Annotated in this window: 22 protein-coding genes and 1 tRNA gene; 14 read left to right on the top strand and 9 right to left on the bottom strand. The window is 69.3% G+C overall.

Annotated features, from left to right (window positions below; genetic code table 11):
• Positions 1–21: 21 nt before the first annotated feature.
• Both dcd and RGI145_RS12335 read right to left on the bottom strand, forming a co-directional pair.
• The gene (dcd, locus tag RGI145_RS12340) at positions 22–576 is read right to left on the bottom strand and encodes a dCTP deaminase (RefSeq protein ID WP_019462748.1); all 555 of its coding nucleotides are present in this window, start codon (positions 574–576) and stop codon (positions 22–24) included.
• A gap of 85 nt (positions 577–661) precedes the next feature.
• Positions 662–967: a hypothetical protein gene (locus RGI145_RS12335; RefSeq protein ID WP_075798583.1), complete on the bottom strand. Its 306-nt coding sequence runs from the start codon at positions 965–967 to the stop codon at positions 662–664.
• A gap of 136 nt (positions 968–1,103) precedes the next feature.
• Between RGI145_RS12335 and RGI145_RS12330 the strand changes: the two genes are divergently transcribed.
• From RGI145_RS12330 to RGI145_RS12290, 9 genes are all read left to right on the top strand, one after another.
• Entirely contained in the window at positions 1,104–1,808 is a 705-nt protein-coding gene (locus tag RGI145_RS12330; protein ID WP_237183060.1) for an HAD family hydrolase, read from the top strand.
• A gap of 157 nt (positions 1,809–1,965) precedes the next feature.
• Positions 1,966–2,184, top strand: a complete 219-nt coding sequence (infA, locus tag RGI145_RS12325) for a translation initiation factor IF-1 (RefSeq protein ID WP_026033499.1) — start codon at positions 1,966–1,968, stop codon at positions 2,182–2,184.
• 90 nt (positions 2,185–2,274) lie between these two features.
• A complete protein-coding gene (locus tag RGI145_RS12320; protein WP_075798582.1) occupies positions 2,275–2,874 on the top strand; it encodes a Maf family protein in 600 nt (199 codons plus the stop codon).
• A gap of 22 nt (positions 2,875–2,896) precedes the next feature.
• Positions 2,897–4,030: a ribonuclease E/G gene (locus tag RGI145_RS12315; protein ID WP_075798581.1), complete on the top strand. Its 1,134-nt coding sequence runs from the start codon at positions 2,897–2,899 to the stop codon at positions 4,028–4,030.
• A complete protein-coding gene (locus RGI145_RS12310; protein WP_075798580.1) occupies positions 4,023–4,244 on the top strand; it encodes a DNA gyrase inhibitor YacG in 222 nt (73 codons plus the stop codon). Before RGI145_RS12315 ends, RGI145_RS12310 begins: the two co-directional genes overlap by 8 nt.
• Before the next feature lie 102 nt (positions 4,245–4,346).
• Positions 4,347–4,422, top strand: a tRNA-Phe gene (locus RGI145_RS12305).
• A 246-nt stretch (positions 4,423–4,668) separates the two neighbouring features.
• Positions 4,669–5,127: a hypothetical protein gene (locus tag RGI145_RS12300; RefSeq protein WP_156878507.1), complete on the top strand. Its 459-nt coding sequence runs from the start codon at positions 4,669–4,671 to the stop codon at positions 5,125–5,127.
• A gap of 155 nt (positions 5,128–5,282) precedes the next feature.
• Positions 5,283–5,708: a Rap1a/Tai family immunity protein gene (locus RGI145_RS12295; RefSeq protein WP_075798578.1), complete on the top strand. Its 426-nt coding sequence runs from the start codon at positions 5,283–5,285 to the stop codon at positions 5,706–5,708.
• A gap of 14 nt (positions 5,709–5,722) precedes the next feature.
• Positions 5,723–6,001: a glycine zipper domain-containing protein gene (locus RGI145_RS12290; RefSeq protein ID WP_075798577.1), complete on the top strand. Its 279-nt coding sequence runs from the start codon at positions 5,723–5,725 to the stop codon at positions 5,999–6,001.
• 95 nt (positions 6,002–6,096) lie between these two features.
• On the opposite strand, the gene RGI145_RS12285 is transcribed toward RGI145_RS12290, so the two are convergent.
• Entirely contained in the window at positions 6,097–6,426 is a 330-nt protein-coding gene (locus RGI145_RS12285) for a hypothetical protein (protein ID WP_075798576.1), read from the bottom strand.
• 408 nt (positions 6,427–6,834) lie between these two features.
• Here RGI145_RS12285 and RGI145_RS12280 point away from each other — a divergent pair, with 408 nt between their 5' ends.
• Positions 6,835–7,851: a DmpA family aminopeptidase gene (locus RGI145_RS12280; protein WP_075798575.1), complete on the top strand. Its 1,017-nt coding sequence runs from the start codon at positions 6,835–6,837 to the stop codon at positions 7,849–7,851.
• On the top strand, positions 7,848–8,672 hold the full coding sequence (locus RGI145_RS12275; RefSeq protein ID WP_075798574.1) for a M55 family metallopeptidase: 825 nt from the start codon (positions 7,848–7,850) through the stop codon (positions 8,670–8,672). Before RGI145_RS12280 ends, RGI145_RS12275 begins: the two co-directional genes overlap by 4 nt.
• Before the next feature lie 51 nt (positions 8,673–8,723).
• Here RGI145_RS12275 and RGI145_RS12270 read toward each other — a convergent pair whose 3' ends face one another.
• The 3 genes from RGI145_RS12270 to RGI145_RS12260 form a co-directional block, all read right to left on the bottom strand.
• Complete coding sequence (locus RGI145_RS12270) at positions 8,724–9,443, bottom strand: ribonuclease activity regulator RraA (protein ID WP_075798573.1); 720 nt, start codon at positions 9,441–9,443, stop codon at positions 8,724–8,726.
• 9 nt (positions 9,444–9,452) lie between these two features.
• Complete coding sequence (araD, locus tag RGI145_RS12265; protein ID WP_237183059.1) at positions 9,453–11,264, bottom strand: L-arabinonate dehydratase; 1,812 nt, start codon at positions 11,262–11,264, stop codon at positions 9,453–9,455.
• Between the two features lie 83 nt (positions 11,265–11,347).
• Positions 11,348–12,928, bottom strand: a complete 1,581-nt coding sequence (locus RGI145_RS12260) for an aldehyde dehydrogenase (NADP(+)) (RefSeq protein ID WP_075798572.1) — start codon at positions 12,926–12,928, stop codon at positions 11,348–11,350.
• A 191-nt stretch (positions 12,929–13,119) separates the two neighbouring features.
• Here RGI145_RS12260 and RGI145_RS12255 point away from each other — a divergent pair, with 191 nt between their 5' ends.
• Positions 13,120–14,028, top strand: coding sequence for a LysR substrate-binding domain-containing protein (locus RGI145_RS12255; protein WP_075798571.1), 909 nt, complete (start codon positions 13,120–13,122; stop codon positions 14,026–14,028).
• A 76-nt stretch (positions 14,029–14,104) separates the two neighbouring features.
• Here RGI145_RS12255 and RGI145_RS12250 read toward each other — a convergent pair whose 3' ends face one another.
• A complete protein-coding gene (locus RGI145_RS12250; RefSeq protein WP_075798570.1) occupies positions 14,105–16,408 on the bottom strand; it encodes a calcium-binding protein in 2,304 nt (767 codons plus the stop codon).
• A gap of 509 nt (positions 16,409–16,917) precedes the next feature.
• Between RGI145_RS12250 and RGI145_RS12245 the strand changes: the two genes are divergently transcribed.
• Together RGI145_RS12245 and RGI145_RS12240 are read left to right on the top strand one after the other, a co-directional pair.
• Positions 16,918–18,264, top strand: coding sequence for an MFS transporter (locus RGI145_RS12245; RefSeq protein ID WP_075800021.1), 1,347 nt, complete (start codon positions 16,918–16,920; stop codon positions 18,262–18,264).
• Positions 18,265–18,353: 89 nt separating this feature from the next.
• Positions 18,354–19,295: a 2-hydroxyacid dehydrogenase gene (locus RGI145_RS12240; RefSeq protein ID WP_075798569.1), complete on the top strand. Its 942-nt coding sequence runs from the start codon at positions 18,354–18,356 to the stop codon at positions 19,293–19,295.
• A 31-nt stretch (positions 19,296–19,326) separates the two neighbouring features.
• On the opposite strand, the gene RGI145_RS12235 is transcribed toward RGI145_RS12240, so the two are convergent.
• Complete coding sequence (locus tag RGI145_RS12235; protein WP_075798568.1) at positions 19,327–20,538, bottom strand: CaiB/BaiF CoA transferase family protein; 1,212 nt, start codon at positions 20,536–20,538, stop codon at positions 19,327–19,329.
• 16 nt (positions 20,539–20,554) lie between these two features.
• Positions 20,555–21,763, bottom strand: coding sequence for an acyl-CoA dehydrogenase (locus RGI145_RS12230; protein WP_075796751.1), 1,209 nt, complete (start codon positions 21,761–21,763; stop codon positions 20,555–20,557).
• Positions 21,764–21,903: the final 140 nt, after the last annotated feature.

Genomic DNA, 21,903 nt, shown 5'->3' with positions numbered 1-21,903 from the left:
CCTGTCGTCAGCCATCCGGGGTCACAGGCGGGGCAAGGCAACGCCACGCTGGCGCATGTACTTGCCCGCCCGGTCGGCATAGCTGACCTCGGGCGCCCCCGCGCCCTGCAGGAAGAGGAACTGGCAGATCCCCTCATTGGCGTAGATACGCGCCGGGAGGGGAGTCGTGTTGGAAATCTCGATCGTGACCTGGCCTTCCCATTCGGGCTCCAGGGGGGTGACGTTCACGATCAGCCCGCAGCGGGCATAGGTGCTCTTGCCGAGGCAGATCACCAGCACATCGCGCGGGATGCGGAAATACTCGACCGTATGCGCCAGGGCGAAGGAGTTCGGCGGGATGATGCAGGTCGCGCCCCGGCGGGTGACGAAGCTGTCCTCGGCGAAGTGCTTCGGGTCCACCAGCGCGTTGTCCACGTTGGTGAAGACCTTGAACTCGTCGGCCACGCGGGCGTCGTAGCCGAAGGAGGAGAGGCCGTAGGAGATCACGCCCTCCCGCCGCTGCGCCTCCACGAAGGGTTCGATCATCCCGTGTTCCGTCGCCATGCGGCGGATCCAGGTATCGGGCATGATCGACATGGGCAGGCGGGTCCGGCGGAAAAGGCGGCGAAGGACGGGGACTTAGCCCGCCGGGGCGGGGCGGGGCAACCGCGCGCCGCGCGGTTCAGCCTCCCGAGTCGGTGGCGCGGGCGCAGGGACGCGTCCCCGGTTTCTCCACCTCGTCCCCGTCTCCGGTCCCGGCGGGGGCTGGAGAGGCTCCGGCACCGGTTTCCGGTTTCGCGGCCGCCGCGTCCGGCATGGTCCCCGGTGCCGTTTCCTGGGTGGCGCGGGCGCGGCCCTGGGCCTTGCGGCGGCGCAGGTTCTCGCGCAGCGCCCGGGCAAGGCGCTCCTGCCGCTCGATCTCCGTGGCGGCGCGGGGGCGTTCCGGCGGGGCGGCCGGGGGATCGGCGGAAGGGTCGCGGTCCTGCATGGCGCCTGGGTGCCGCGAAGCGCCCGGGCGGGTCAAGCGCGAGCGGCCCCATAGGGCAGCCCCCGGGTTGGCAGCGAAGGGGAGGGCATCGCACCCGGCGTTGGTCCGCCCCATGAAAGACGTGGTTGTGCCGGGCATGTCCCGGCGCCAAACCGGCCTCATGCCGCTGCCTCAAGCCCCCGCCGCCGTCATCTTCGATATGGATGGCCTGCTCTTCGACAGCGAGACCCTGTACCGGGAGGCGCTGTTCTCCGCCGGGGCGGAGACGAACCTGCCGGTGAGCGAGGCACTGTACCGGCAGATGGTCGGCAATCCCTGGCCCACCATCTGGAGGCTGCTGCTGGACCTCTACGGCTCCGAGGACGACGTCGCGCGGCTGCGGGCCGCCTGGTCGCAGGGCTTCGAATCCCTGGCGGCGACGCGGCTGGCACTGAAGACAGGTGTGGTGGAAATCCTGGACGCGCTGGACCGGCTCGGCCTGCCGCGGGCCATCGCCACCTCCTCCCAGCACCACAAGGTGGAGCACCATCTCGGGATGCACGGGCTGGCCGGGCGCTTCCATGCCGTGGTGGCGCAGGGTGACTATGCCGCCGGCAAGCCGGCGCCCGACCCCTTCCTGCGCGCGGCGGAACGGCTGGGCGTGGCGCCGGAACTCTGCCTGGCGCTGGAAGATTCGCACAACGGCGTCCGTTCCGCCGCCTCGGCCGGGATGATGACCGTGATGGTCCCTGACCTTCTGGAGGCGACCGACGAGATGCGCGGCCTCTGCCGCGCCGTGGCGCGCGACCTGCACGAGGTGCGCCTCTTCCTGCTGCGCTCGCACGGCGTGGCGGCGGACTGAGCCGGGCCACTCCCTGCGGCACTTCCTGCGGCCCCGCCGCATGGCTGGTCCCTGCCGCGACGTCCTTGCTTGACCGGAAGGGGCGTCAAGACCATGTTCCGCCCCGTTCACGCTCCCCCCGGGCGCGCCCGCGCGCGTCCGCAACCCAAGAGGATGCATGTCGAAAGAAGACATGATCGAGTTCAGCGGCCAGGTCGTCGAGCTGCTGCCCAACGCGATGTTCCGAGTGAAGCTCGACAACGATCACATGGTCCTGGCCCATACCAGCGGGAAGATGCGCAAGAACCGCATCCGCGTGCTGGCCGGCGACCGCGTGAATGTCGAGATGACGCCCTACGACCTGACCAAGGGCCGGATCACCTTCCGGTTCAAGTGAGCCGGTTCCGGTCTGTTGGCCGATCCCGTTGACCTGACCACCCGCCGGACACGGCGTGTCCCGCCGGTGGCCAGCGAAGAGGTTCCCCCGATGGAACGGCCCCTCCCGGCGGAGCGGCCGCCGCTCGTGCTGGCCAGTGCCAGCCCCCGGCGGCTGGATCTCCTGGCCCGGTTCGGCGTGGTGCCCGACCGGGTCGAACCCGCCGATATCGACGAGACCCCCGGCAAGGACGAGTTGCCGCGCCTGCTGGCGGCCCGACTGGCCCGTGGCAAGGCGGATGCCGCCGCCGCCCGCGCGCCGGATGCGCTGGTGCTCGCCGCCGACACGGTGGTGGGGGCCGGGCGCCGCTGCCTCGGCAAGCCAGCGGACGAAGCGGAGGCGCGGCGCTTCCTGGAGCTGCTTTCCGGTCGGCGGCACCGGGTGACCACCGGCGTCTGCCTCGTCACCCCCGGTGGGACGCGGCGGGAGCGGCTGGTGACGACGATCCTCGCCTTCCAGCGGCTGACCCGTGCCCAGATCGACCAGTACCTGGAGGGTGGCGAATGGCGCGGCTGCGCCGGCGGCTATTCCATCCAGGGACAGGCCGAGGCCTTCGTCCGCTTCCTGTCCGGCAGCCATTCAAACGTGGTCGGCCTGCCGATGTTCGAGACCGCGCAGCTCCTGCGTGGCGTGGGATGGCTGCGGCCCTGACGCGCCCCATGCGAGGCACCTCATGCCGGAGATGCTGATCCTGCACAACGCCTCGCCCGGCGAGCGCCGGACGGCGCTGTTGCGCGACGGCGTGCTGGAGGAGGCCTGGATCGAGCGCCCCGCCCGGCCGGATGGGGTGGGCGACATCCTTGTCGGCCGCGTCACCGCCCGCGTCCCGGCCCTGTCCGGCGTCTTCCTGGCCTTGCCGGGGGAGGAGAGCGGCTTCCTGCCCGATGCCCAAGGCGGGGTTCAGGGTGGGGAAGGGGTTTCGGAAGGAACCCACATCGCCGTGCGCGTGGTCCGTGGCGCGCAGGGCGGCAAGGGGCCCCGGCTGGACCGCAAGCTGCCGAAGGGGTTGGACCTGCCTTCCCCCCTGCGTGGCCCGCCGCGCCTGCTGCAACCGGGGCCGGCGGCGGTGGAGCGCCTGGCGCAGGCCTTTCCGAAAGCCGTGCTGCGGACCGATTCCGCCGAAACCGTTCGGGCGCTGCGCCCCCTGGGGGTGGAGCGGCTGTCGCTGGCGACTGAGCCGGTCTTCGGCGAGGATCTGGAGGAGGCTTTCGACGCCCTGGCACGGCCGGAGGTGCCCTTGTCGGGCGGCGGCAGGCTGCTGATCCACCCCACGCCGGCCCTGGTGGCGATCGACGTGGATACCGGCGCGGCGACGGGGCGGGACCGCGCGGCCCAGGCCCGGGTGAACGAGGCCGCGCTGGCCGAGGCGGCGCGGCAGATTCGCTTGCGCCGGCTGGCGGGGCCGATCCTGATCGATCTCGCCGGCATGGCCCCCAAGGCGCGGGGCACCTTCCTGCCGGCGCTGCGCGAGGCGGCGCGCCCTGACACACAGCTTCGGATCATGGGACTGACGGCGCTCGGGCTGATCGAATGCGTGCGGACGCGGGTGCATCCACCGCTACACGAGATCACCGGCCAGCCACCCATGCCGCTGACGCTGGGCCTGGCGGCGCTGCGCCGCGTGCTGCGCGCGCTCCGTCACCAGCCCGGCCTGCGCCCGGCCCTGCGGGCGCACCCACGCGTCCTCGCGGCGCTGCGGGAATGGCCCGGTGCGCTGGAGGAGTTCGAGGCCATGGCCGCGCTGCCCCTGGTCCTGCGGCCCGATGCCGCCATCGCTTTCGGAGAGGAACTCGCCGAGGATGCCTGACCGCCCGCCCGCTGCCCCGCCGGGTTCCGCCACCAGGCCGGAACGTGCCCAGCGCGGCGCCCGCTGCCCCATCTGCGGCCGCCCGGTGGTGCCCGCGCACCGGCCCTTCTGCTCGCCGCGCTGCCGGCAGGTCGATCTCGGCCACTGGCTGACCGGCAGCTACGCTATTCCGGGCGAGCCGGTCGGGGAACGCGATCCCGATCTGGAGGATTGATGCCGGCCTCCGCCCCATGCCGGATGCGACAAAAAGATTGCGGCGGGCGGCTGGACACTGGCCGGGGGCTGGGCTAATTCCGCGCCACGCCAAGAGCGCTGTGCCCAGGTAGCTCAGTTGGTAGAGCATGCGACTGAAAATCGCAGTGTCGGTGGTTCGATTCCGCCCCTGGGCACCATTCCTTCCCTGATTCTTCAAGCCCTCGCCTACCCGTGCGCCTCATGGCATGGATCAGGTCACTTCCCCTCCTGTTTTCACTGATCTGTCCGCACCGGCCCGTGGAACTGCGGTTGGTTTCCCGGCCCGACAGGGACAATCTGTTTCCCGTTCCCCCCGGGCACGGATGTGCCGGAAGCCGCCGATGCGATTGCTGGCGGCGAGATCATGCCCGGGCGCCATGACGATCAGGACTGGAGGACGGGGTGTGAGCGATTTTCCCGATTCTGGAGGCTTCGACGCTGATGGCGTCCGCGCCTGGATGGAGCGGCAGCGGGCGGAGCGCGAGGAGGAGGCAAGACGTGCCGAGGAGGAGAAGCAGGCCGGCATGTCGGATCTGCGCCGCTCCTTCGAGGAACGGGAACTGCCGCCGGATGCGTTGACGAAGCTGCAGGGCATGATCCGGCGGGCCGCGCTGGATGGGGAACGGGAGGCGCTGGTCCTGCACTTCCCCTCGCAATGGATGAAGGACAGCGGCCGCTCCATCACCAGCGGGCTCGACACCTGGTCGGAGCAACTCACCGGCTTTGCGCGGCGTGCCTACGATTTCTACGAGCGGGAACTGGCGCCGCGTGGCTTCGGCATCCGGCCGGTGATCCTGGATTACCCGAATGGCATGCCGGGCGATGTCGGCTTCTACATCACCTGGAAGACCGATCTGGACTGAGGCCCGCCGGAACCGGCGAGGCCGCGTCCCGCTCCTTGGCCGCACGTCCCCAAGGTGCCATCAGGGGTTGTCAGCCCTGGCGGCGGGCGACAGGCTGTGCCGGGCTTGGCCGGGAGCAGCCTGCCCCCGGTCCTGGACAGGGAGAAGCTGGACACATGCGATACCTCCTCGCTTCGGCTGCCGTCGCGGCCATGCTGGGTGCCGCGGCGCCCGTGATGGCGCAGTCATCGGCGAGCGGCACGCCCACTGCCGTCAGCACCACCGCCGATCTCGCCGAGATCTGCCTGCCGACCACCCAGGGCGTGCAACGGCTGGAAGCCATCGCCTATTGCCAGGGCTATTTCACGGCGGCGGGCCAGTATCACGCGGCGCTGCATCCCGCCTCGTCGCGGCGGCCTCCGCTGTTCTGCCCGCCCAGTCCTGCGCCGACCGTGGCGCAGTCGGCGATCGCCTTCGCCAACTGGGCGAAGCAGAACCCGCAATATGGCAGCGAGCCGGCCCTCGATGGCCTGCTCCGCTGGGCGCAGGCCACCTATCCCTGCCCGCAGCCCGCTGCCCGTTCCACCCGCCCGGCCCGCTGATCATGAGGACGACCATGACGCTCCGTTCCGCCCGTTTCGTCCTGCCCCTCCTGGCGCTGGGGAGCCTCGGCGCCTGCGAGGGCATGAGCGACTCGCAGCGCCGTGTCGGCACGGGAGCGGCCGGCGGCGCTGCGCTGGGTGCCGTCGCCGGTTCCTTCAGCGGCAATGCCGGCTGGGGCGCGCTGATCGGCGCGGGTGCCGGCGCGGCCGGCGGCTATCTCTGGGACCAGTCCGAGCGGGCCCAGGACCGGGCCTTCCGGCAGGGCTACCAGCAAGGTCGCCGGGGCCGCTGAGACAGGGCCCGGAAGGGGTGACGAGGAAGGCATGAAAAAAGGGGGCGCCGGTGGCGCCCCCTTTCCGCTTTTCCGGCCCCTGGGGCCGAACCGGTTCAGGTGTTGTTGCTGACATCCAGCGGCGTGGCACCGAAGCTGTTGCTCGTCACCGGCGGGTTGCCCTGCGGGGCGCCGCCCACCGCGGAGGAGCCGGCATTGCTTTCGTTCAGCACCGTGGCGCCGAAGCGGCCGCTCGTCACCGGCAGGTCCGCCGAGGGCATGCCGCGCACGGCGGAGGAACCGGTGCCACTGACATCGCGCGGAGTGGAGCCGGCAGTGAAGCGGGAGTAGCCGCCGCCCTCGGCCGCGGAGGCGACGACCGGGGCGACGGCCAGGATCGCTGCAGCCAGGAGGGGGGCAATGCCGCAGCGAAGGGAAACACGCATGAAAGGCGTCCTTGTTATTCTTCAGGCGGATCGTGACCGACCCGCGACGGCGTCTAGATAGCTTCCTAACTGAAGCGAAAATCCGGCGATTTGAGGATAGTCTGTCCGGAAATTCCGGACAAAACATCGAATAGTCATTTTGTCGTCATGGGCAACCGGCTCGGCGGGCCGGGCGGCACACGCCCCACCCCGACGGCGGAGATCCTGGAAAAACGTGCAACGACAATGATTTGGCGGGTTGGGCAGAGTAGCCTTATAGGCATCGGAGAAGGGGTGGGCCCATGGATCAATCCGCTTTCCAACTTGGCCAGACCGGCCATGCCCTGACACGCCGACGGCCGCGTGCGGTGCCGCATGGCTGGCCTGCGCGGGCCTTTCCCTGCCGCAACCCGGCCGGAGGGAACATCCATGCGCGCCCGTGACCTCGGGCTGGCCTGCGGCAGCCTGCCGCCGGGCAGCGGGAACAGCCTGGCCGATGTGCCGGGCGTGACGGTCGGCCACCGCACGCTGATCCGGGGCGAGGAGATCCGCACCGGCGTCACCGCCATCCTGCCGCATGGGGGCCGCCTGTTCCGGGAGAAGCTCCCCGCCGCCGTGCATGTGCTGAACGGCTTCGGCAAGAGCACCGGGCTCGTGCAGGTCGAGGAGCTGGGCGAGATCGAGACGCCGATCCTGCTGACCAACACCTTCGGCGTGGCGGCCTGCGCCGAGGCGCTGATCCGGCATGCGGTGGCGGAGGAGCCGCGCATCGGGCGGCGCACCTCCACGGTCAATCCGGTGGTGCTGGAATGCAATGACGGGCACCTGAACGACATCCAGGCGCTGGCGGTCACGGCGGAGGATGCGGCGGCCGCCATCGCCGCGGCCGGGCCGGATTTCGCCTCGGGCGTGGTGGGCGCGGGCACGGGGATGAGCTGCTTCGGCCTCAAGGGCGGGATCGGCACCGCCTCGCGGCGGCTCCGCCTGGATGACACGGAATTCCACCTCGGCACGCTGGTCCTGGCCAATTTCGGCCGGGCGGGCGACCTGCGCCTGCCGGACGGGCGGCGCATCGACCCGCGTGGCGAGGATGTGCCGGAGCGCGGCTCCGTGATCGTGGTGCTCGCGACGGATGTGCCGCTGGATTCCCGGCAGCTCCGCCGCGTCGCGACGCGCGCCGGGGCGGGCATCGCCTGGACAGGCTCCTTCTGGGGCCATGGCAGCGGTGACATCTTCCTCGCCTTCTCCACGGCGGAGCGAATCCCGCATAGTCCGAAGACGGACCTCCTGCCGCGCCGCGTCCTGGCCGAGGGGAGGATCGACCTGCTCTTCCAGGCGGCGGCCGAGGCGACCCAGGAGGCCGTGCTGGATGCGCTGGCCGCCGCGGAGCCGATGACCGGCTTCCGCGGCCATCACCGTCGCGCGCTCAGGGAGTTCCTTGCGTGAAGATCTATGTCTCCGCCGATATCGAGGGCGTGGCCGGCGTGGTCTCGCCACAGCAGGGCCAGCCCGGCAACCCGGAATACGAGCGCGCCCGGCGCCTGATGACCGAGGAAGTCAGCGCCGTGGTGGCGGGTGCCTTCGCCGGCGGGGCCACGGAGGTGCTGGTCAACGATTCCCACGGCCCGATGACCAACCTTATCCCGGAGTTGCTGGACCCCCGCGCCGAGCTGATCCTGGGCAAGCCCAAGCCGATGAACATGTGTGCCGGCCTGGACGGCAGCTTCGGTGGGGTGATGTTCACCGGCTACCACACCGGGGCGGGCCGGCATGGCGTGCTGGCGCATACGGTGAACGGCTTCGCCTTCCGTGCCATCCGCCTGAACGGACAGCCCTGTTCCGAGGCGACGCTCAACGGCGCCTATGCCGGCAGCCTGGGCGTGCCGGTGGTGCTGATTTCCGGCGACGACCTGACGGCGGAGGAATGTGGCGAGCATTTCCTCGACGCGCGGCGGGTCGTGACGAAGCAGGCGCTCGGCGCCCGGGCCGCGCGGGCCATCTCGCCCGCCCTGGCGCGGGAGCGGCTGCGCATCGAGGCGGAGGCGGCAGTGCGGGAGGCCCGGACGCGCCGGCTGGCGCTCTTCACCGTCGCGCCGCCCTATCGGCTGGAGATCGTGCTGAACACGCCGGCCCTGGCCGATCTCGCCGCCATCATCCCGGCGGCGGAGCGGCTCGACCCGGTGACGGTCGGCTTCGATGCCACCCGGATGGAGGATGTGCTGGGCTGGGTGAACACCGTCTCGGCGCTTTCGGCCTTTCTGCGCTGAAGGCCGCCATGTGGTTCCCGGAGGAGGCGGGCCTCCTCCGGGGATCGGATCTCAGCGCCCGTTGGCCTTCCGCCATTCGGCGAAGATTTCCAGGTTCTTCTCGTCCGTCGCGGGATAGAGGCCCACGATGGTGTGGCCGGCGCGGACGCGCTCGGTGACGAAGTCCTCATAGGCGGTCATGCCGACCGCTTCCTCGGCGATCTCGTCGGCCAGCGCGGCGGGGAGGATGATCACCCCGTCATTGTCGCCGACCACGACGTCGCCCGGGAAGACCGGCGCATCGCCGCAGCCGATCGGCACGTTGATGTCGATTGCCTGGTTCAGCGTCAGGTTGGTCGGCGCCGAGGGGCGGCTGTGGAAGGCGGGCATGTCGAGCGTGGCGATCTCCGCGGAGTCGCGGAAGCCGCCATCCGTCACCACGCCGGCCACGCCGCGCGCCTGCAGGCGCGTCACCAGGATGCCGCCGGCCGAGGCGGCGCGGGCATCCTTGCGGCTGTCCATCACCAGCACGGCGCCCGGCGGGCAGATCTCGACAGCCCGGCGCTGCGGATGCTCCGGGTTGCGGAAAACCGACATGTCGTTCAGGTCCTCGCGCGCCGGCATGTAGCGCAGCGTGAAGGCCTCGCCGACCATGCTCTCCTTCAGCGGGTGCAGCGGCCGCACGTCCTGGATGAACTGGTTCCGCAACCCGCGCTTGTATAGGATGCTGGCGAGCGTCGCGGTGCTGACACCCTTGAGCTTGTCCCGGGTCTCGGGCTTGAGCGTGGACATGGCGTTTCCTCAGAAGATCACGGGTTCGGAGACGGGCGCGCCGAAATCGGTGCGCAGGAAGTCGAAGTCGCAGCCCTGGTCGGCCTGCTGGATGTGCTGGCTGAACATCCAGCCATAGCCGCGCTCGAAGCGCTTCTCCGGCTGCTTCCACTCGGCGCGGCGACGCTCCAGCTCCTCATCCGTCACTTCCATGTGGATGGTGCGGGCATCGACGTCGATGCTGATGATGTCACCGGTCTTGAGCAGCGCCAGCGGTCCGCCGACGAAGCTTTCCGGCGCCACATGCAGGATGCAGGCGCCGTAGGAGGTGCCGGACATGCGTGCGTCGGACAGGCGCAGCATGTCGCGCAGGCCCATCTTCAGCAGCTTCTTCGGCATCGGCAGCATGCCCCATTCCGGCATGCCCGGCCCACCCTGCGGTCCGGCATTGCGCAGCACGAGGACGGAGTCCGGCGTGAAGGGATAGTTCTCGTCCTCCACCGCCTTCTTCATCGAGGGATAGTCGTCGAAGACGAAGGCCGGGCCGGAATGCTTGAGGAACTTCTGGTCCATCGCGGCGGGCTTGATGACGCAGCCGGAGGGGGCGAGGTTGCCCTTCAGCACCGCCAGCGAGCCCTCGCCGTAGATCGGGTTGCTCAGCGGCCGGATGACGTCGTCGTTATAGACTTTCGCGCCCTCGATGTTCTCGCCCAGCGTGCGGCCCGAGACGGTCAGGCAGCCGAGATGCAGGAACTCGCGGATCTCGTTCATCAACGCGCGGATGCCGCCGGCGTAGAAGAAGTCCTCCATCAGGTAGGCATTGCCCGAAGGGCGGACATTGCCGATCACCGGCACCTTGCGGCTGTAGCGCTCGAAATCGTCGAGGCCGATATCCTGGCCGGCGCGGCGGGCCATGGCGATCAGGTGGATGATCGCGTTGGTCGAGCAGCCCATGGCCATGGCGACGGCGATGGCGTTCTCGAAGGCCTCGCGCGTCTGGATCTTCTGCGGCGTCAGGTCCTCCCAGACCATCTCCACGATCCGGCGGCCGCTCTCGGAGGCGAGGCGGATATGGCCCGCATCGGCGGCGAGGATCGAGGAGCCGCCCGGCAGCACCATGCCGACCGATTCCGCGATTGCCGTCATGGTGGAGGCGGTGCCCATGGTCATGCAGGTGCCGTAGGAACGGGCGATGCCGCCCTCGACGCCCAGCCAGTCCTGGTCGGTGATCTTGCCGGCGCGCAGCTCGTCCCAGTACTTCCAGCTGTCGGAGCCGGAGCCGAGCGTCTTGCCCTGCCAGTTGCCGCGCAGCATGGGGCCGGCGGGCAGGAAGATCGCCGGGATGTTCATGCTGGTGGCGCCGAGCAGCAGGCCCGGCGTGGTCTTGTCGCAGCCGCCCATCAGCACCGCGCCGTCGATGGGGTGGGAGCGCAGCAGCTCCTCCGTCTCCATCGCCAGGAAGTTGCGGTACATCATGGTGGTCGGCTTGACGTAGCTCTCGCTCACCGAGATCGCCGGCAGCTCCACCGGGAAGCCGCCCGCCATCAGGATGCCGCGCTTCACGTCATCGACGCGCTGCTTGAAGTGGACGTGGCAGGGGTTCAGGTCGGACCAGGTGTTGATGATCCCGATCACCGGCTTGCCGGTCCATTCCTCCGGCGCGTAGCCCATCTGCATGGCGCGGGAGCGGTGGCCGAAGGAGCGGAGATCGGCCGGGCCGAACCAGCGGCGGGAACGCAGCTCCTCGAGCGGCTTGCGGTGAGGGAGCGGTGAGTTCTCGCCGCTCTCGGCCTCCAGTTCGCGCGGAGGCAGGTCGGGGGTCGCCTCGGGGGTCTCAGGCATCGGAAGACGAATCCGTTTCTTGCTTCGGTTCTTGTTCGGATGGGTCGCGGGCCGGCACGCCGCCGGCCCGCGGCAGCCTTGCTTCAGTTCTTGCCCAGAGCGCCGTCGATGCGGCGCCAGAGGCCGAGCGGGTTGCCGTCGCGCAGCGCCTCCGGCAGCAGCTCGGTCGGGAAGTCCTGGTAGCAGACCGGGCGCAGGAAGCGGCGGATCGCCAGCGTGCCGACCGAGGTGGTGCGGCCGTCGGAGGTGGAGGGGTAGGGGCCGCCATGCACCATGGCGTGGCTGACCTCGACGCCCGTGGGGAAGCCGTTGATCAGGATGCGGCCGACGCGGCGCTCCAGGATCGGCAGCAGCGCCCGGGCGAAGTCCATGTCCTCCGGCTCCATCAGGACGGTGGCGGTGAGCTGGCCCTCCAGCTTCTCCGCCATCTCCTTCATCTTCTCGACCTCCTGGCAGCGGATGACGAGCGAGGCGGCGCCGAAGACCTCCTCCTCCATCGACGGGTCGGCGATGAAGTCCTCCGCCTTCGTGGCGAAGATCGCCGCCTGGCCCTGCGTGTCGCCGGAAGCGATCTGGCCCTCCGCCACCTTCTCGACCCGCTTGTTGGTGGCGAGCTTGCCGACGCCTTCCTGATAGGCCTTGAGGATGCCCGGGGTGAGCATGGTCTGGGCCGGCACGCCGCCCAGCGCTTCGGTCGCGGCGCCGAGGAAGCGGGTCAGGTCGGGGCCCTCCGCCGCCATCACCAGGCCGGGATTGGTGCAGAACTGGCCGGCGCCCAGGGTGAGCGAGCCGACGAAGCCCTTGCCCAGCGCCTCGGCCCGCTTGGCCAGCGCGTGCGGCAGCAGGAAGACCGGGTTGATCGAGCTCATCTCGGCATAGACGGGGATCGGCTCGGGCCGGGCGGCGGCGGTCTTCATCAGCGCCGTGCCGCCGGAGCGGGAGCCGGTGAAGCCCACCGCCTTGATATGCGGGTTCGCCACCAGCCCCTGGCCGACCACGGCGCCGGAGCCGTAGAGCAGGGAGAAGGTGCCTTCCGGCAGCCCGCACTGCTTCACCGCGGCCTGGATCGCGCGGCCCACCATCTCGGAGGTGCCGGGATGCGCCGAATGGGCCTTCACCACCACCGGGCAGCCGGCGGCCAGCGCCGAGGCGGTGTCGCCGCCTGCCACGGAGAAGGCGAGGGGGAAGTTGGAGGCACCGAAGACGGCGACCGGGCCGAGCGCGACATGGCGCTGGCGCAGGTCCACGCGCGGCAGCGGCTTGCGGTCCGGCAGCGGCGGGTCGATCCGCGCCTCCAGCCAGGACCCCTCGCGCACCACCTCGGCGAAGAGTCGGAGCTGGCCGGTGGTGCGGCCCCGCTCGCCCTCGATGCGCCCGCGCGGCAGGCCGCTCTCGGCCATGGTGCGCTCGATCAGGGCGTCGCCCAGATCCATGATGTTGCTGGCGATGGCCTCCAGGAACCGCGCCCGGTCCTCCAGCGAGGTCTCGCGATAGGTGTCGAAGGCGGCCCAGGCGAGGTCGCAGGCGCGGTCCACATCCGCCGCGCTGCCGCCGCCATAGCGGGGCTCCATCGGCTTGCCGGTCTGGGCCTCGATGGCCTGGACGGGCTTGTCGGTGCCGCGCACGGCGCTGGCGCCGATCAGCATTTCGCCGGTGAGCTGCATGGTCGCTCCTCCTGTTTCTGGATCGGGCGCGGCGGGGTTGTCCCGCTTTCGCCCAATGATCCTCGCCGGGCGCCACCCTCCCACAGTCCGGGACGAGCGGGGAGCGCCAAGCTGTCGGCCAAGGCTTGTAAGAGTTACATCTATGCCGGTCCAACTCATAAAATGGATGCGATCATGCAGGAATTGGATCGATGTTCGAGCTGAGCCAGCTTCGCTGCTTCGTCGCGGTGGCCGAGGAACTGCATTTCGGCCGCGCGGCTGCCCGTCTCCACATGACCCAGCCACCCCTCAGCCGGCAGATCCAGCTCCTGGAACACGCCCTGGATGTCCGGCTGCTGGAACGGAGCAGCCGCTCGGTGCGCCTCACCCAGGCCGGGCGGGCCTTCTTTCCCGAGGCGCGGCGGCTGCTGCAGTTCTCGGAAGGGGCGGCGCTGGCGGTGCGGCGCGTGGCACGGGGGGAGGCGGGCTCCGTCACCATCGGCTTCACCGCCGGCACCAGCTTCGGCTTCCTGCCGCGCTTCGTCTCGATGGTTCGCCGCAGCCTGCCGCGCATCGACATGGCGCTGAAGGAGATGGTGACGCGGGACCAGATGGAGGCGCTGGCGGCGCAGCGGATCGACCTCGGCTTCGTCCGGCCGCCCTTCGACCGGCGGGGGGTGGAAACCTTTCCCGTCTGGCGCGAGCCCCTGGTCCTCGCCGTGCCGGAAATGCACCCCTTCGCCGAGGAGCATGCGGGGCAGGGGCCCTTCCGCATCGCCGACCTCAACGGACAGGACATGGTCATGTACTCGCCGACCGAGGGGCAGTACTTCCACGGCCTCGTCTCGGACATGGTCCGCTCGGCCGGGGCGCTGCCGAACTACGTGCAGTATATCAGCCAGATCCACACCATCCTGCCGCTGGTCGGCACCGGCCTGGGCCTGGCCATCGTGCCGGCCTCGGCCCGCCGCCTCGGCCTTCCGGGCATCCGATACCGGGACCTGCCGGGCGCGCCCTCGGCCGACCTCTTCGCGGTGGTCCGCAACGGCGACGGCCTGCCGGCGCTGCGGATGATCCTGGAGCTGCTGCGCGGCCCGGCCATGCGGTCGGAGGCGGCGTGACGGGGCCATGCACGGGGAAAGCGCCGCCATCCCCCCGGATGACGGCGCCCCCTTCGCCAGTCCATGGCCCCGCCGCCTAGCCGAAGGCGAAGTCGCTCGCGGAGAAGGCGGCGATGGTCATGTTCTGGAAGACGATGATCTCCCCGTTGTCCAGGGTCAGCTTCACGTTCGATCCGGACTGGGTCATGTCGGCGACGACCTCGTCGAAGCCGGTCAGGCCGAAGCCGCTCAGATCGACCACGTCACCATCGCTGCTGCTGAAATCGGCGATGACGTCCTTGCCGGCGCCGTCGCTGGCCTGGAAGACGAAGGTGTCGGCGCCGGTCCCGCCCTTGAGGGTGTCGTTGCCCGCGCCGCCGACGAGCCTGTCGCTGCCCTCATTGCCATAGAGCGTGTCGTTTCCGGCCATGCCTTGGAGCGTGTCGGTGCCGCTGCTGCCATAGAGGATGTTGGCCAGGGCATTGCCTGTGCCCGTCAGCCCCTCGGCGGTGAGCTTCAGGCGCTCGACATTGTCGGGCAGGGTGTAGCTGATGGAGGAATAGACCCGGTCGTCGCCCTCGTCCGCGGCTTCGGTCACCACGTCGCCGCTGTCATCCACCGTATAGCTGTCGTCGCCCGCGCCGCCGGCCATGCTGTCGGCGCCCGTGCCACCCTGGAGGATGTCGTTGCCATCGCCGCCGTAGAGCGTGTCATCGCCCGCCCCGCCATAGAGCACGTCCTTGCCGGCCAGGCCGTAGAGGGTGTCCGTGCCGCCGCTGCCGTAGAGGACGTTGTCGAGCGCGTTGCCCGTGCCCGTCAGCCCTTCGGCGGTGAGCTTCAGCCGCTCGACATTGTCGGGGAGGGTGTAGCTGATGGAGGAATAGACCCGGTCATCGCCCGCATCAGCCGATTCCGTCACCACGTCACCCGTATTGTCCACAAAATAGACGTCATCGCCGGCTCCGCCCGACATGGTGTCGGCGCCCGTGCCGCCGTTGAGGCGGTCGTTCCCGCTGCCGCCGGTCAGCGTATCGCTGCCCGCCATGCCGGACAGCGTGTCGCCCGCATCGTTGGCGGTAATGGTGTTGTCGAGCGCATTGCCGACGCCGGACACGGCATCCGAGCCGGTCAGGACGAGATCGGTTTCGGCCGAGGAAAGCGTCGTGCTGACAGCGCTGGTCACGGCGGTCGTGGTGCCGCCGGCACCGCTTAGCTCGATGATCAGAGGATGGTCGTTGATGCTGATCGAGATGCTGCTGACATTGGAGTAGGTCGCGATGGCGTCCGTGCCGTCGAGCGGGTCATAGACCGTCACCGTGGCGAAGACCTGGCCGAGCGAGACGGTGACGGTCGTGGCCTCGGTGGCGATCTCGGTGTTCGTGGTGCTGTCCCAGATCTGCTGCTCGTTCCAGACGGCGAGTTCGTAGGTGCCGTCGGACTTCTCGAACAGCAGGCTGTGCCCAGAGGAGGGCAGGTTCTCCACCGTGTAATCCAGCGTGCCGGTGGTGAAGCTCTCCGCCGTGTCGGCGGTGTCGGAAAGGATCGCGGTCAGGTTGTGCAGCGCCACCGCCGCTTCCTTGGCCGTGCCGTCATAGTCGAAGAGGCCGTAATGCGCCTCCTGGTTCGTACCGTCGCTGTCCTCGTAGGAATCGAAGAGCTCGTAGATGTAGGTGACGGCGATGCCGAGGCTGTAGGCATCCAGCAGCAGGTCCAGCGTGTACTTGGCCTGCACCGTCTCGTCCACGCCCTGGTTCCCGGCGCCGGTGGTGAGCGTCGGATAGCCCGTCTCCGTGACATACATCGGGTCGCCCGGGTCCATCAGGTTGGCCATGGCGACATAGGTTTCGAGCACGCTGTAGGGCGTGGCGCCGTAGCCGTAGTAGATATGGGCCGCGCCGTAATCCGCATAGGCGGAGTTGTCGCCATAGGAGGAGAAGGTCGCCTCGTCAGCCGCGGCGACGGTGAAGTTCACCACCACCGCGTCGCTCAGCGCGCTGCTGGATTTCACGAAGCTGTAGATGGCTTCCTGCATCGCCTGCGCGGCGCTGGTGCCTGTCTCGCCATCGTAGGTGACGGTCCAGTAGTTGACCTCGTTCGGCCCTTCCACCGAGCGGACATAGGCCGCCAGGGCCTCGACCATGGCAAACTGGCTGTCGTAGTCGTCGCCCTGCACGCCGGTGACAAGATCGAGCTTGATGCCGGCCTCGCCCAGTGTCTCCAGCCGGTCCTGCTGGTATTCGGGCCAGGCCGTGGTGTCACGGACATTGTCGATGCCGAGATATTCCAGCGCGGCCAGGATGCTGCTGACATCCCCATAGGGGGTATCCCAGAAGCCGGTGTGAATGTTCACGCCGATGGATTCTATGAAGTCCTCGGTCCGGATGGCGGTCGTTGATGTCATGAATTCAACCTATGGTTGTATTTCGAGTCAAAGAACGTCCCGGTGTCCCGTCATTTCTTCGGGATACTTCAAGGGGGAAGGTTTTTTAGCACTCCCTGAATACAACTTTAGGTAGCATTAACCTTTACGAAGCCGCGAGCGACAAATCGCCCGTTTCCATTCTCTCCTGTCGGAACACCCCGCCGCCGGTCGCACGGCTCGTTACAGGCGGCCGGGCCGCCCGGCGGCATTTCCTTCTCGGATCGGGGACAGGCTGCAATCCCCGCGCGTCCTGACACGGCGGCAAGCCTCAGCCGCGCGGGGCACGGATGATCAATTCAACAATCATATGGATCGATGCCGTTTCTGGCTTGGACCGTTATCGCCCCGCTCCCCTATTGGTCTTGCATCAGTTGCATGACGTCTGAGCCGCTTCCGATCCCCGGCGAAGGGAAGGGCGAGCGGATATGGGCACGCAAGAACAAGGAGGGGCGGCAGGCATGGCCGCCGCCTTTCCGGGAAAGGTCCGCATGAGCAGCACGACATCCATCGGCAGCATGGCCGTCCCGACCGTGAAGGCCACCCGCGTCCGCTACGCGATCCTGGGCCTGCTCTTTCTCGTCACCGCCATCAACTACGCCGACCGCGCGACGCTCTCGATCGCCGGCACGGCCCTGGCGCGCGAGCTGAACTTCGACCCGATCGGCATGGGCTATCTCTTCTCGGCCTTCGGCTGGGCCTATGTGATCGGGCAGATCCCCGGCGGCTGGCTGCTGGACCGCTACGGCTCGAAGCTCATCTACGGGCTCAGCCTGTTCTCCTGGTCGCTCTTCACGCTGCTGCAGGGCGGCGTGGGCTTTTTCCACCCGACCTCGGCCTTCGTGATGCTCTTCGCCGTCCGCTTCGCGCTGGGCCTTGTGGAATCGCCGGCCTTCCCGGCGAACAACCGCATCGTCGCCGCCTGGTTCCCGACGGCGGAACGCGGCACGGCCACGGCGATCTTCAACTCCGCCCAGTATGCGGCGGTGGCCTTCTTCGCGCCCATCATGGGCTGGATCACCGCGAGCTTCGGCTGGGAATACATCTTTCTCTTCATGGGCGCCCTGGGCATCCTGCTGAGCCTCGCCTGGCCCTGGTTGATCCACAATCCCAAGGATCACCCGCGCGCCAATGCCGCCGAGATCGAGCACCTGGAGAAGGGCGGCGCGCTGGTGGACATGGACCGCGCCGGCGCCGCGCCGCCGGTGAAGATCCGCTGGGCACATGTGAAGCAGTTGCTGAGCCACCGCCTGCTGCTCGGTGCCTATGCGGGCCAGTACGCCATCACCGCGCTGACCTACTTCTTCATCACCTGGTTCCCGATCTATCTCGTGCAGGCGCGCGGCATGTCGATCATGAAGGTCGGCTTCGTGGCGGCCCTGCCGGCCATCTGCGGCTTCCTGGGCGGCGTGTGCAGCGGCATGCTCTCCGACGCGCTGCTGCGCCGGGGTATCTCGCTGTCGGCCGCGCGCAAGACGCCCTTCGTGATCGGCATGGCGCTGGCGACCACGCTGGTGGCCTGCAACGTCGTCGCGGCGGAATGGGCGGTGATCGCCATCATGGCGCTGGCCTTCTTCGGCAAGGGCCTCGCCGCCATCGGCTGGGCCGTCATCTCCGATGCCGCGCCCAGGGAGATCACCGGCCTCACCGGCGGCATGTTCAATGCCATCGGCAACATCGCGGGCATCGTGACGCCGATCGTCAGCGGCTACATCATCGTCGCCACCGGCTCCTATGACGGCGTGCTGGTCTTTGTCGCGGCGCATGCCGTGCTGGCGATCCTGGCCTATCTCTTCCTGATGGGGCCGATCCACCGCCTGACGCTGCGACAGGCGTGATCCCGAACCTCCGCCCTCCCTCGTGGGAGGGCGGCCTTGCCCCGGCGCCGCCGCCAGGCTTTCCCGACCGCAGAAGACAGAGTGACGCCGTGAAGCCAGACATCCTCCTGCTCCAGGCCATGCCGGAACCGGTCGAGGCCGCGCTCGATGCCGCCTATGCCGTCCATCGCCTGCACAAGGCCGCCGACCCGCAGCGGCTGCTGCGCGAGATGGGGCCCTCGATCCGCGGCGTGGTCACCGGCGGCGTGAAGGGTGCGTCCCGGAGCCTCATGGAAGCCCTGCCGAAGCTGGAGATCGTCGCGGTCAGCGGCGTCGGCACGGATGCGGTGGACCTCGCCTTCGCGCGCGAGCATGGCATCCGCGTGACCACCACCCCGGGCGTCCTGACCGATGATGTCGCCGACATGGCCATGGCGCTGATCCTCTCCGTGCTGCGCATGACCGCCTTCAACGACCGCTTCGTGCGGGCGGGGCGCTGGCGGGCGGGCGAGGCGCCGCCGCTGGCGCGCAAGGTCACCGGCCGCCGCCTGGGCATCCTGGGCCTGGGCCAGATCGGCCGCGCCATCGCCCGCCGGGCCGAGGGCTTCTCCATGGAGATCGCCTATACCGACCTGCGGCCGCTGCCCGGCTCCGCCTATCGCTTCGAGCCGGATCTCCGCGCCCTGGCGGAAGCCAGCGACGTGCTGGTCGTGGCAGCCTCCGGCGGGGAACAGTCGCGCGGCATCGTCGGGCGCACGGTGCTCGATGCGCTCGGGCCGCGCGGCTTCCTGGTCAATGTCGCGCGCGGCAGCGTGGTCGATGAGGCGGAGCTGGTCGCGGCACTGGCGGAGAAGCGCCTGGGCGGCGCCGGGCTCGATGTCTTCGTCGAGGAGCCGAACGTGCCGGAGGCGCTGCTGGGCATGGACAACGTCGTGCTGCAGCCGCACCGCGCCAGCGCCACCGAGGAAACGCGCCTCACCATGGGGCAGGTCGTGCTGGACAACCTCGCCGCCCAGTTCGCCGGCCGGCCCCTGCCTTCCGCGGTGGCGTAGCTGCCGCCGGGCCTTCCCGGCGGCGTATGGATCAGATCGTGCCTTGTTCCCGCCATTGCGCGATCTCCGCCTCGGACGCGCCGAGGCGTTCGCGCAGCACCGCCTCGGTATGTTCGCCGAGGCGGGGAGGCGCCTGCTCATAGGCGATCGGGGTGCGGGAGAAGCGCATCGGGCTGGCCACGCCCGGGACGGTGCCCAGCTCGGGGTGCTGCATCTCCAGCCGCATCCCGCGCGCCTGGGCCTGCGGATCGGCAAAGGCGGCGGCCACGCCGTTCACCGGGCCGCAGGGCACGCCCAGCGGTTCCAACTGCTCCAGCCACTGCGCCGTGGTCTGCCCGGCGATCAGGTCGCGCAGCAGCGGCACCAGAACCTCCCGGTTCCGCACGCGACCCGTGTTGGTGCGGAAGCGTTCGTCCTCCGCCAGGTCCGGCCGTCCGGCAGAGGTGACGAAGCGGCGGAACTGCTCGTCATTGCCCACCGCCAGCACGATGTCGCCATCCACCGTGGGAAAGGACTGGTAGGGCACGATGCTGGGATGCGCATTGCCCAGCCGCCACGGTTCCCGCCCCGAGACGAGGTAGTTCAGCGCCTGGTTGGCCAGGGTCGCGATCTGCACGTCGAAGAGGGCGAGATCGATATGCTGGCCCTCACCGCTGCGCCCCCGCTCGTGCAGCGCCGCCAGGATGGCGGTGGAGGCGTACATGCCGGTGAGGATGTCGGTGATGGCGACGCCCACCTTCATCGGCTCGCCACCCGGCTCGCCGGTGACGCTCATCAGCCCGCCCATGGCCTGGAGCAGGAAGTCGTAGCCCGTGCGCTGGCGATAGGGGCCGGTCTGCCCGAAGCCGGTGATGGAGCAGTAGATCAGCCGCGGATTCACCGCCCGCAGGCTGTCATGGTCCAGCCCGTACTTCCTCAGCCCCCCGAACTTGTAGTTCTCCAGCACCACGTCGCTCTCGGCGGCGAGGCGGCGGAGGATCTCCTGTCCCTCGGGGCGGGTGAAATCCACCGTGACCGAGCGCTTTCCCCGGTTGGCCGAGAGGAAATAGGCGCTGACCTCGGTGGGCTGCCCCGCCGCATCCTCGACATAGGGCGGCCCCCAGCCACGGGTGTCGTCCCCCGCACCCGGGCGCTCGACCTTGATCACCTCTGCACCCAGGTCGGCCAGGTTCTGGCTCGCCCAGGGGCCAGCGAGAACGCGGCTCAGATCGAGGACGCGCACGCCCTCCAGCGGACCGGCCATGCTGCTATCCGCCCGCTCAGAACGCGTTGAGGCCGGTCTGGGCGCGGCCCAGGATCAGGGCATGGACGTCGTGGGTGCCCTCGTAGGTGTTCACCGTCTCCAGGTTCATGGCGTGGCGGATGACGTGGTACTCGTCCACGATGCCGTTGCCGCCGTGCATGTCGCGGGCCATGCGGGCGATGTCGAGCGCCTTGCCGCAGTTGTTGCGCTTGACCAGGGAGATCATCTCCGGCGCCGCCTTGTGCTCGTCGAACAGCCGCCCCACGCGCAGCGAGGCCTGCAGCCCCAGCGTGATCTCCGTCTGCATGTCGGCGAGCTTCTTCTGGATCAGCTGCGTCTGCGCCAGGGGGCGGCCGAACATGATGCGGTTCAGGGTGTAGTCGCGGGCGCGGTGCCAGCAGTCCTCGGCCGCCCCCAGCACGCCCCAGGAGATGCCGTAGCGGGCGCGGTTGAGGCAGGAGAAGGGGCCGGCGAAGCTCTTCACCCCCGGCAGCCGGTTCTCCTCGGGCACGAAGACCTCGTCCATCATGATCATGCCGGTGACCGAGGCGCGCAGGCTGAACTTGCCCTCGATCTTGGGCGCGGTGAGCCCCTTCATCCCCTTCTCCAGGATGAAGCCCCGCAAGGTGCCCTCGTCGTCCTTGGCCCAGACCACGAAGACGTCGGCGATGGGCGAGTTGCTGATCCAGGTCTTGGAGCCGGAAACGAGGTAGCCGCCATCGGCCTTCCTCGCCCGCGTCCGCATGGAGTTGGGGTCGGAGCCGGCATCGGGCTCGGTCAGGCCGAAGCAGCCGACCCATTCGCCGCTGCGCAGCTTCGGCAGGTACTTCTCCTTCTGCGCCTCGGAGCCGAAGGCGTGGATCGGGTACATCACCAGCGAGGACTGCACCGAGAAGGCGGAGCGGTAGCCGGAATCGACCCGCTCCACCTCGCGCGAGATCAGCCCGTAGGAGACATAGCCGACGCCTGCGCAGCCATAGCCCTCCAGCGTCGCGCCCAGGAAGCCCTGCTCGCCGAACTCGTTCATGATCTCGCGGTCGAAATGCTCGCGCCGGTTGGCCTCCAGCACGCGGGGCATCAGCCGGTCCTGGCAGAAGGCGCGCGCCGCGTCGCGGATCATGCGCTCCTCCTCGTTCAGCTGCTCCTCCAGCAGCAACGCGTCATCCCAATGAAAGACGGGGCGGGGGGCCTTGGCCTTCGACTCGCTGCCGGGGATGGCGTTCATCTGGATCCTCCTTCTTCGGCTCGCTTTCCGCGTGCGGCCGTCTGGACAAGGGGCCGCATCGGGGGTGCCGTCGCGGCCTGAGCCTGCGGGCGGCATTCCGGCCCCGGGGCAAGGGGAGGTCTATCCCCTTCGCGCGGGAA

Source organism: Roseomonas gilardii, from assembly GCF_001941945.1.
Classification (GTDB): Bacteria; Pseudomonadota; Alphaproteobacteria; order Acetobacterales; family Acetobacteraceae; genus Roseomonas.
This window is presented reverse-complemented; position numbering and strand designations above follow the sequence as displayed.

Excerpts from the sequence above, each read along its gene's own strand:
- dcd (WP_019462748.1), bottom strand. The coding sequence starts at position 576 with ATGTCGATCATGCCCGATACCTGGATCCGCCGCATGGCGACGGAACAC.
- RGI145_RS12335 (WP_075798583.1), bottom strand. The coding sequence starts at position 967 with ATGCAGGACCGCGACCCTTCCGCCGATCCCCCGGCCGCCCCGCCGGAA.
- RGI145_RS12330 (WP_237183060.1), top strand. The coding sequence starts at position 1,104 with ATGTCCCGGCGCCAAACCGGCCTCATGCCGCTGCCTCAAGCCCCCGCC.
- infA (WP_026033499.1), top strand. The coding sequence starts at position 1,966 with ATGTCGAAAGAAGACATGATCGAGTTCAGCGGCCAGGTCGTCGAGCTG.
- RGI145_RS12320 (WP_075798582.1), top strand. The coding sequence starts at position 2,275 with ATGGAACGGCCCCTCCCGGCGGAGCGGCCGCCGCTCGTGCTGGCCAGT.
- RGI145_RS12315 (WP_075798581.1), top strand. The coding sequence starts at position 2,897 with ATGCCGGAGATGCTGATCCTGCACAACGCCTCGCCCGGCGAGCGCCGG.
- RGI145_RS12310 (WP_075798580.1), top strand. The coding sequence starts at position 4,023 with ATGCCTGACCGCCCGCCCGCTGCCCCGCCGGGTTCCGCCACCAGGCCG.
- RGI145_RS12295 (WP_075798578.1), top strand. The coding sequence starts at position 5,283 with ATGCGATACCTCCTCGCTTCGGCTGCCGTCGCGGCCATGCTGGGTGCC.
- RGI145_RS12290 (WP_075798577.1), top strand. The coding sequence starts at position 5,723 with ATGACGCTCCGTTCCGCCCGTTTCGTCCTGCCCCTCCTGGCGCTGGGG.
- RGI145_RS12285 (WP_075798576.1), bottom strand. The coding sequence starts at position 6,426 with ATGCGTGTTTCCCTTCGCTGCGGCATTGCCCCCCTCCTGGCTGCAGCG.
- RGI145_RS12280 (WP_075798575.1), top strand. The coding sequence starts at position 6,835 with ATGCGCGCCCGTGACCTCGGGCTGGCCTGCGGCAGCCTGCCGCCGGGC.
- RGI145_RS12270 (WP_075798573.1), bottom strand. The coding sequence starts at position 9,443 with ATGTCCACGCTCAAGCCCGAGACCCGGGACAAGCTCAAGGGTGTCAGC.
- araD (WP_237183059.1), bottom strand. The coding sequence starts at position 11,264 with ATGCCTGAGACCCCCGAGGCGACCCCCGACCTGCCTCCGCGCGAACTG.
- RGI145_RS12260 (WP_075798572.1), bottom strand. The coding sequence starts at position 12,928 with ATGCAGCTCACCGGCGAAATGCTGATCGGCGCCAGCGCCGTGCGCGGC.
- RGI145_RS12255 (WP_075798571.1), top strand. The coding sequence starts at position 13,120 with ATGTTCGAGCTGAGCCAGCTTCGCTGCTTCGTCGCGGTGGCCGAGGAA.
- RGI145_RS12250 (WP_075798570.1), bottom strand. The coding sequence starts at position 16,408 with ATGACATCAACGACCGCCATCCGGACCGAGGACTTCATAGAATCCATC.
- RGI145_RS12245 (WP_075800021.1), top strand. The coding sequence starts at position 16,918 with ATGAGCAGCACGACATCCATCGGCAGCATGGCCGTCCCGACCGTGAAG.
- RGI145_RS12235 (WP_075798568.1), bottom strand. The coding sequence starts at position 20,538 with ATGGCCGGTCCGCTGGAGGGCGTGCGCGTCCTCGATCTGAGCCGCGTT.
- RGI145_RS12230 (WP_075796751.1), bottom strand. The coding sequence starts at position 21,763 with ATGAACGCCATCCCCGGCAGCGAGTCGAAGGCCAAGGCCCCCCGCCCC.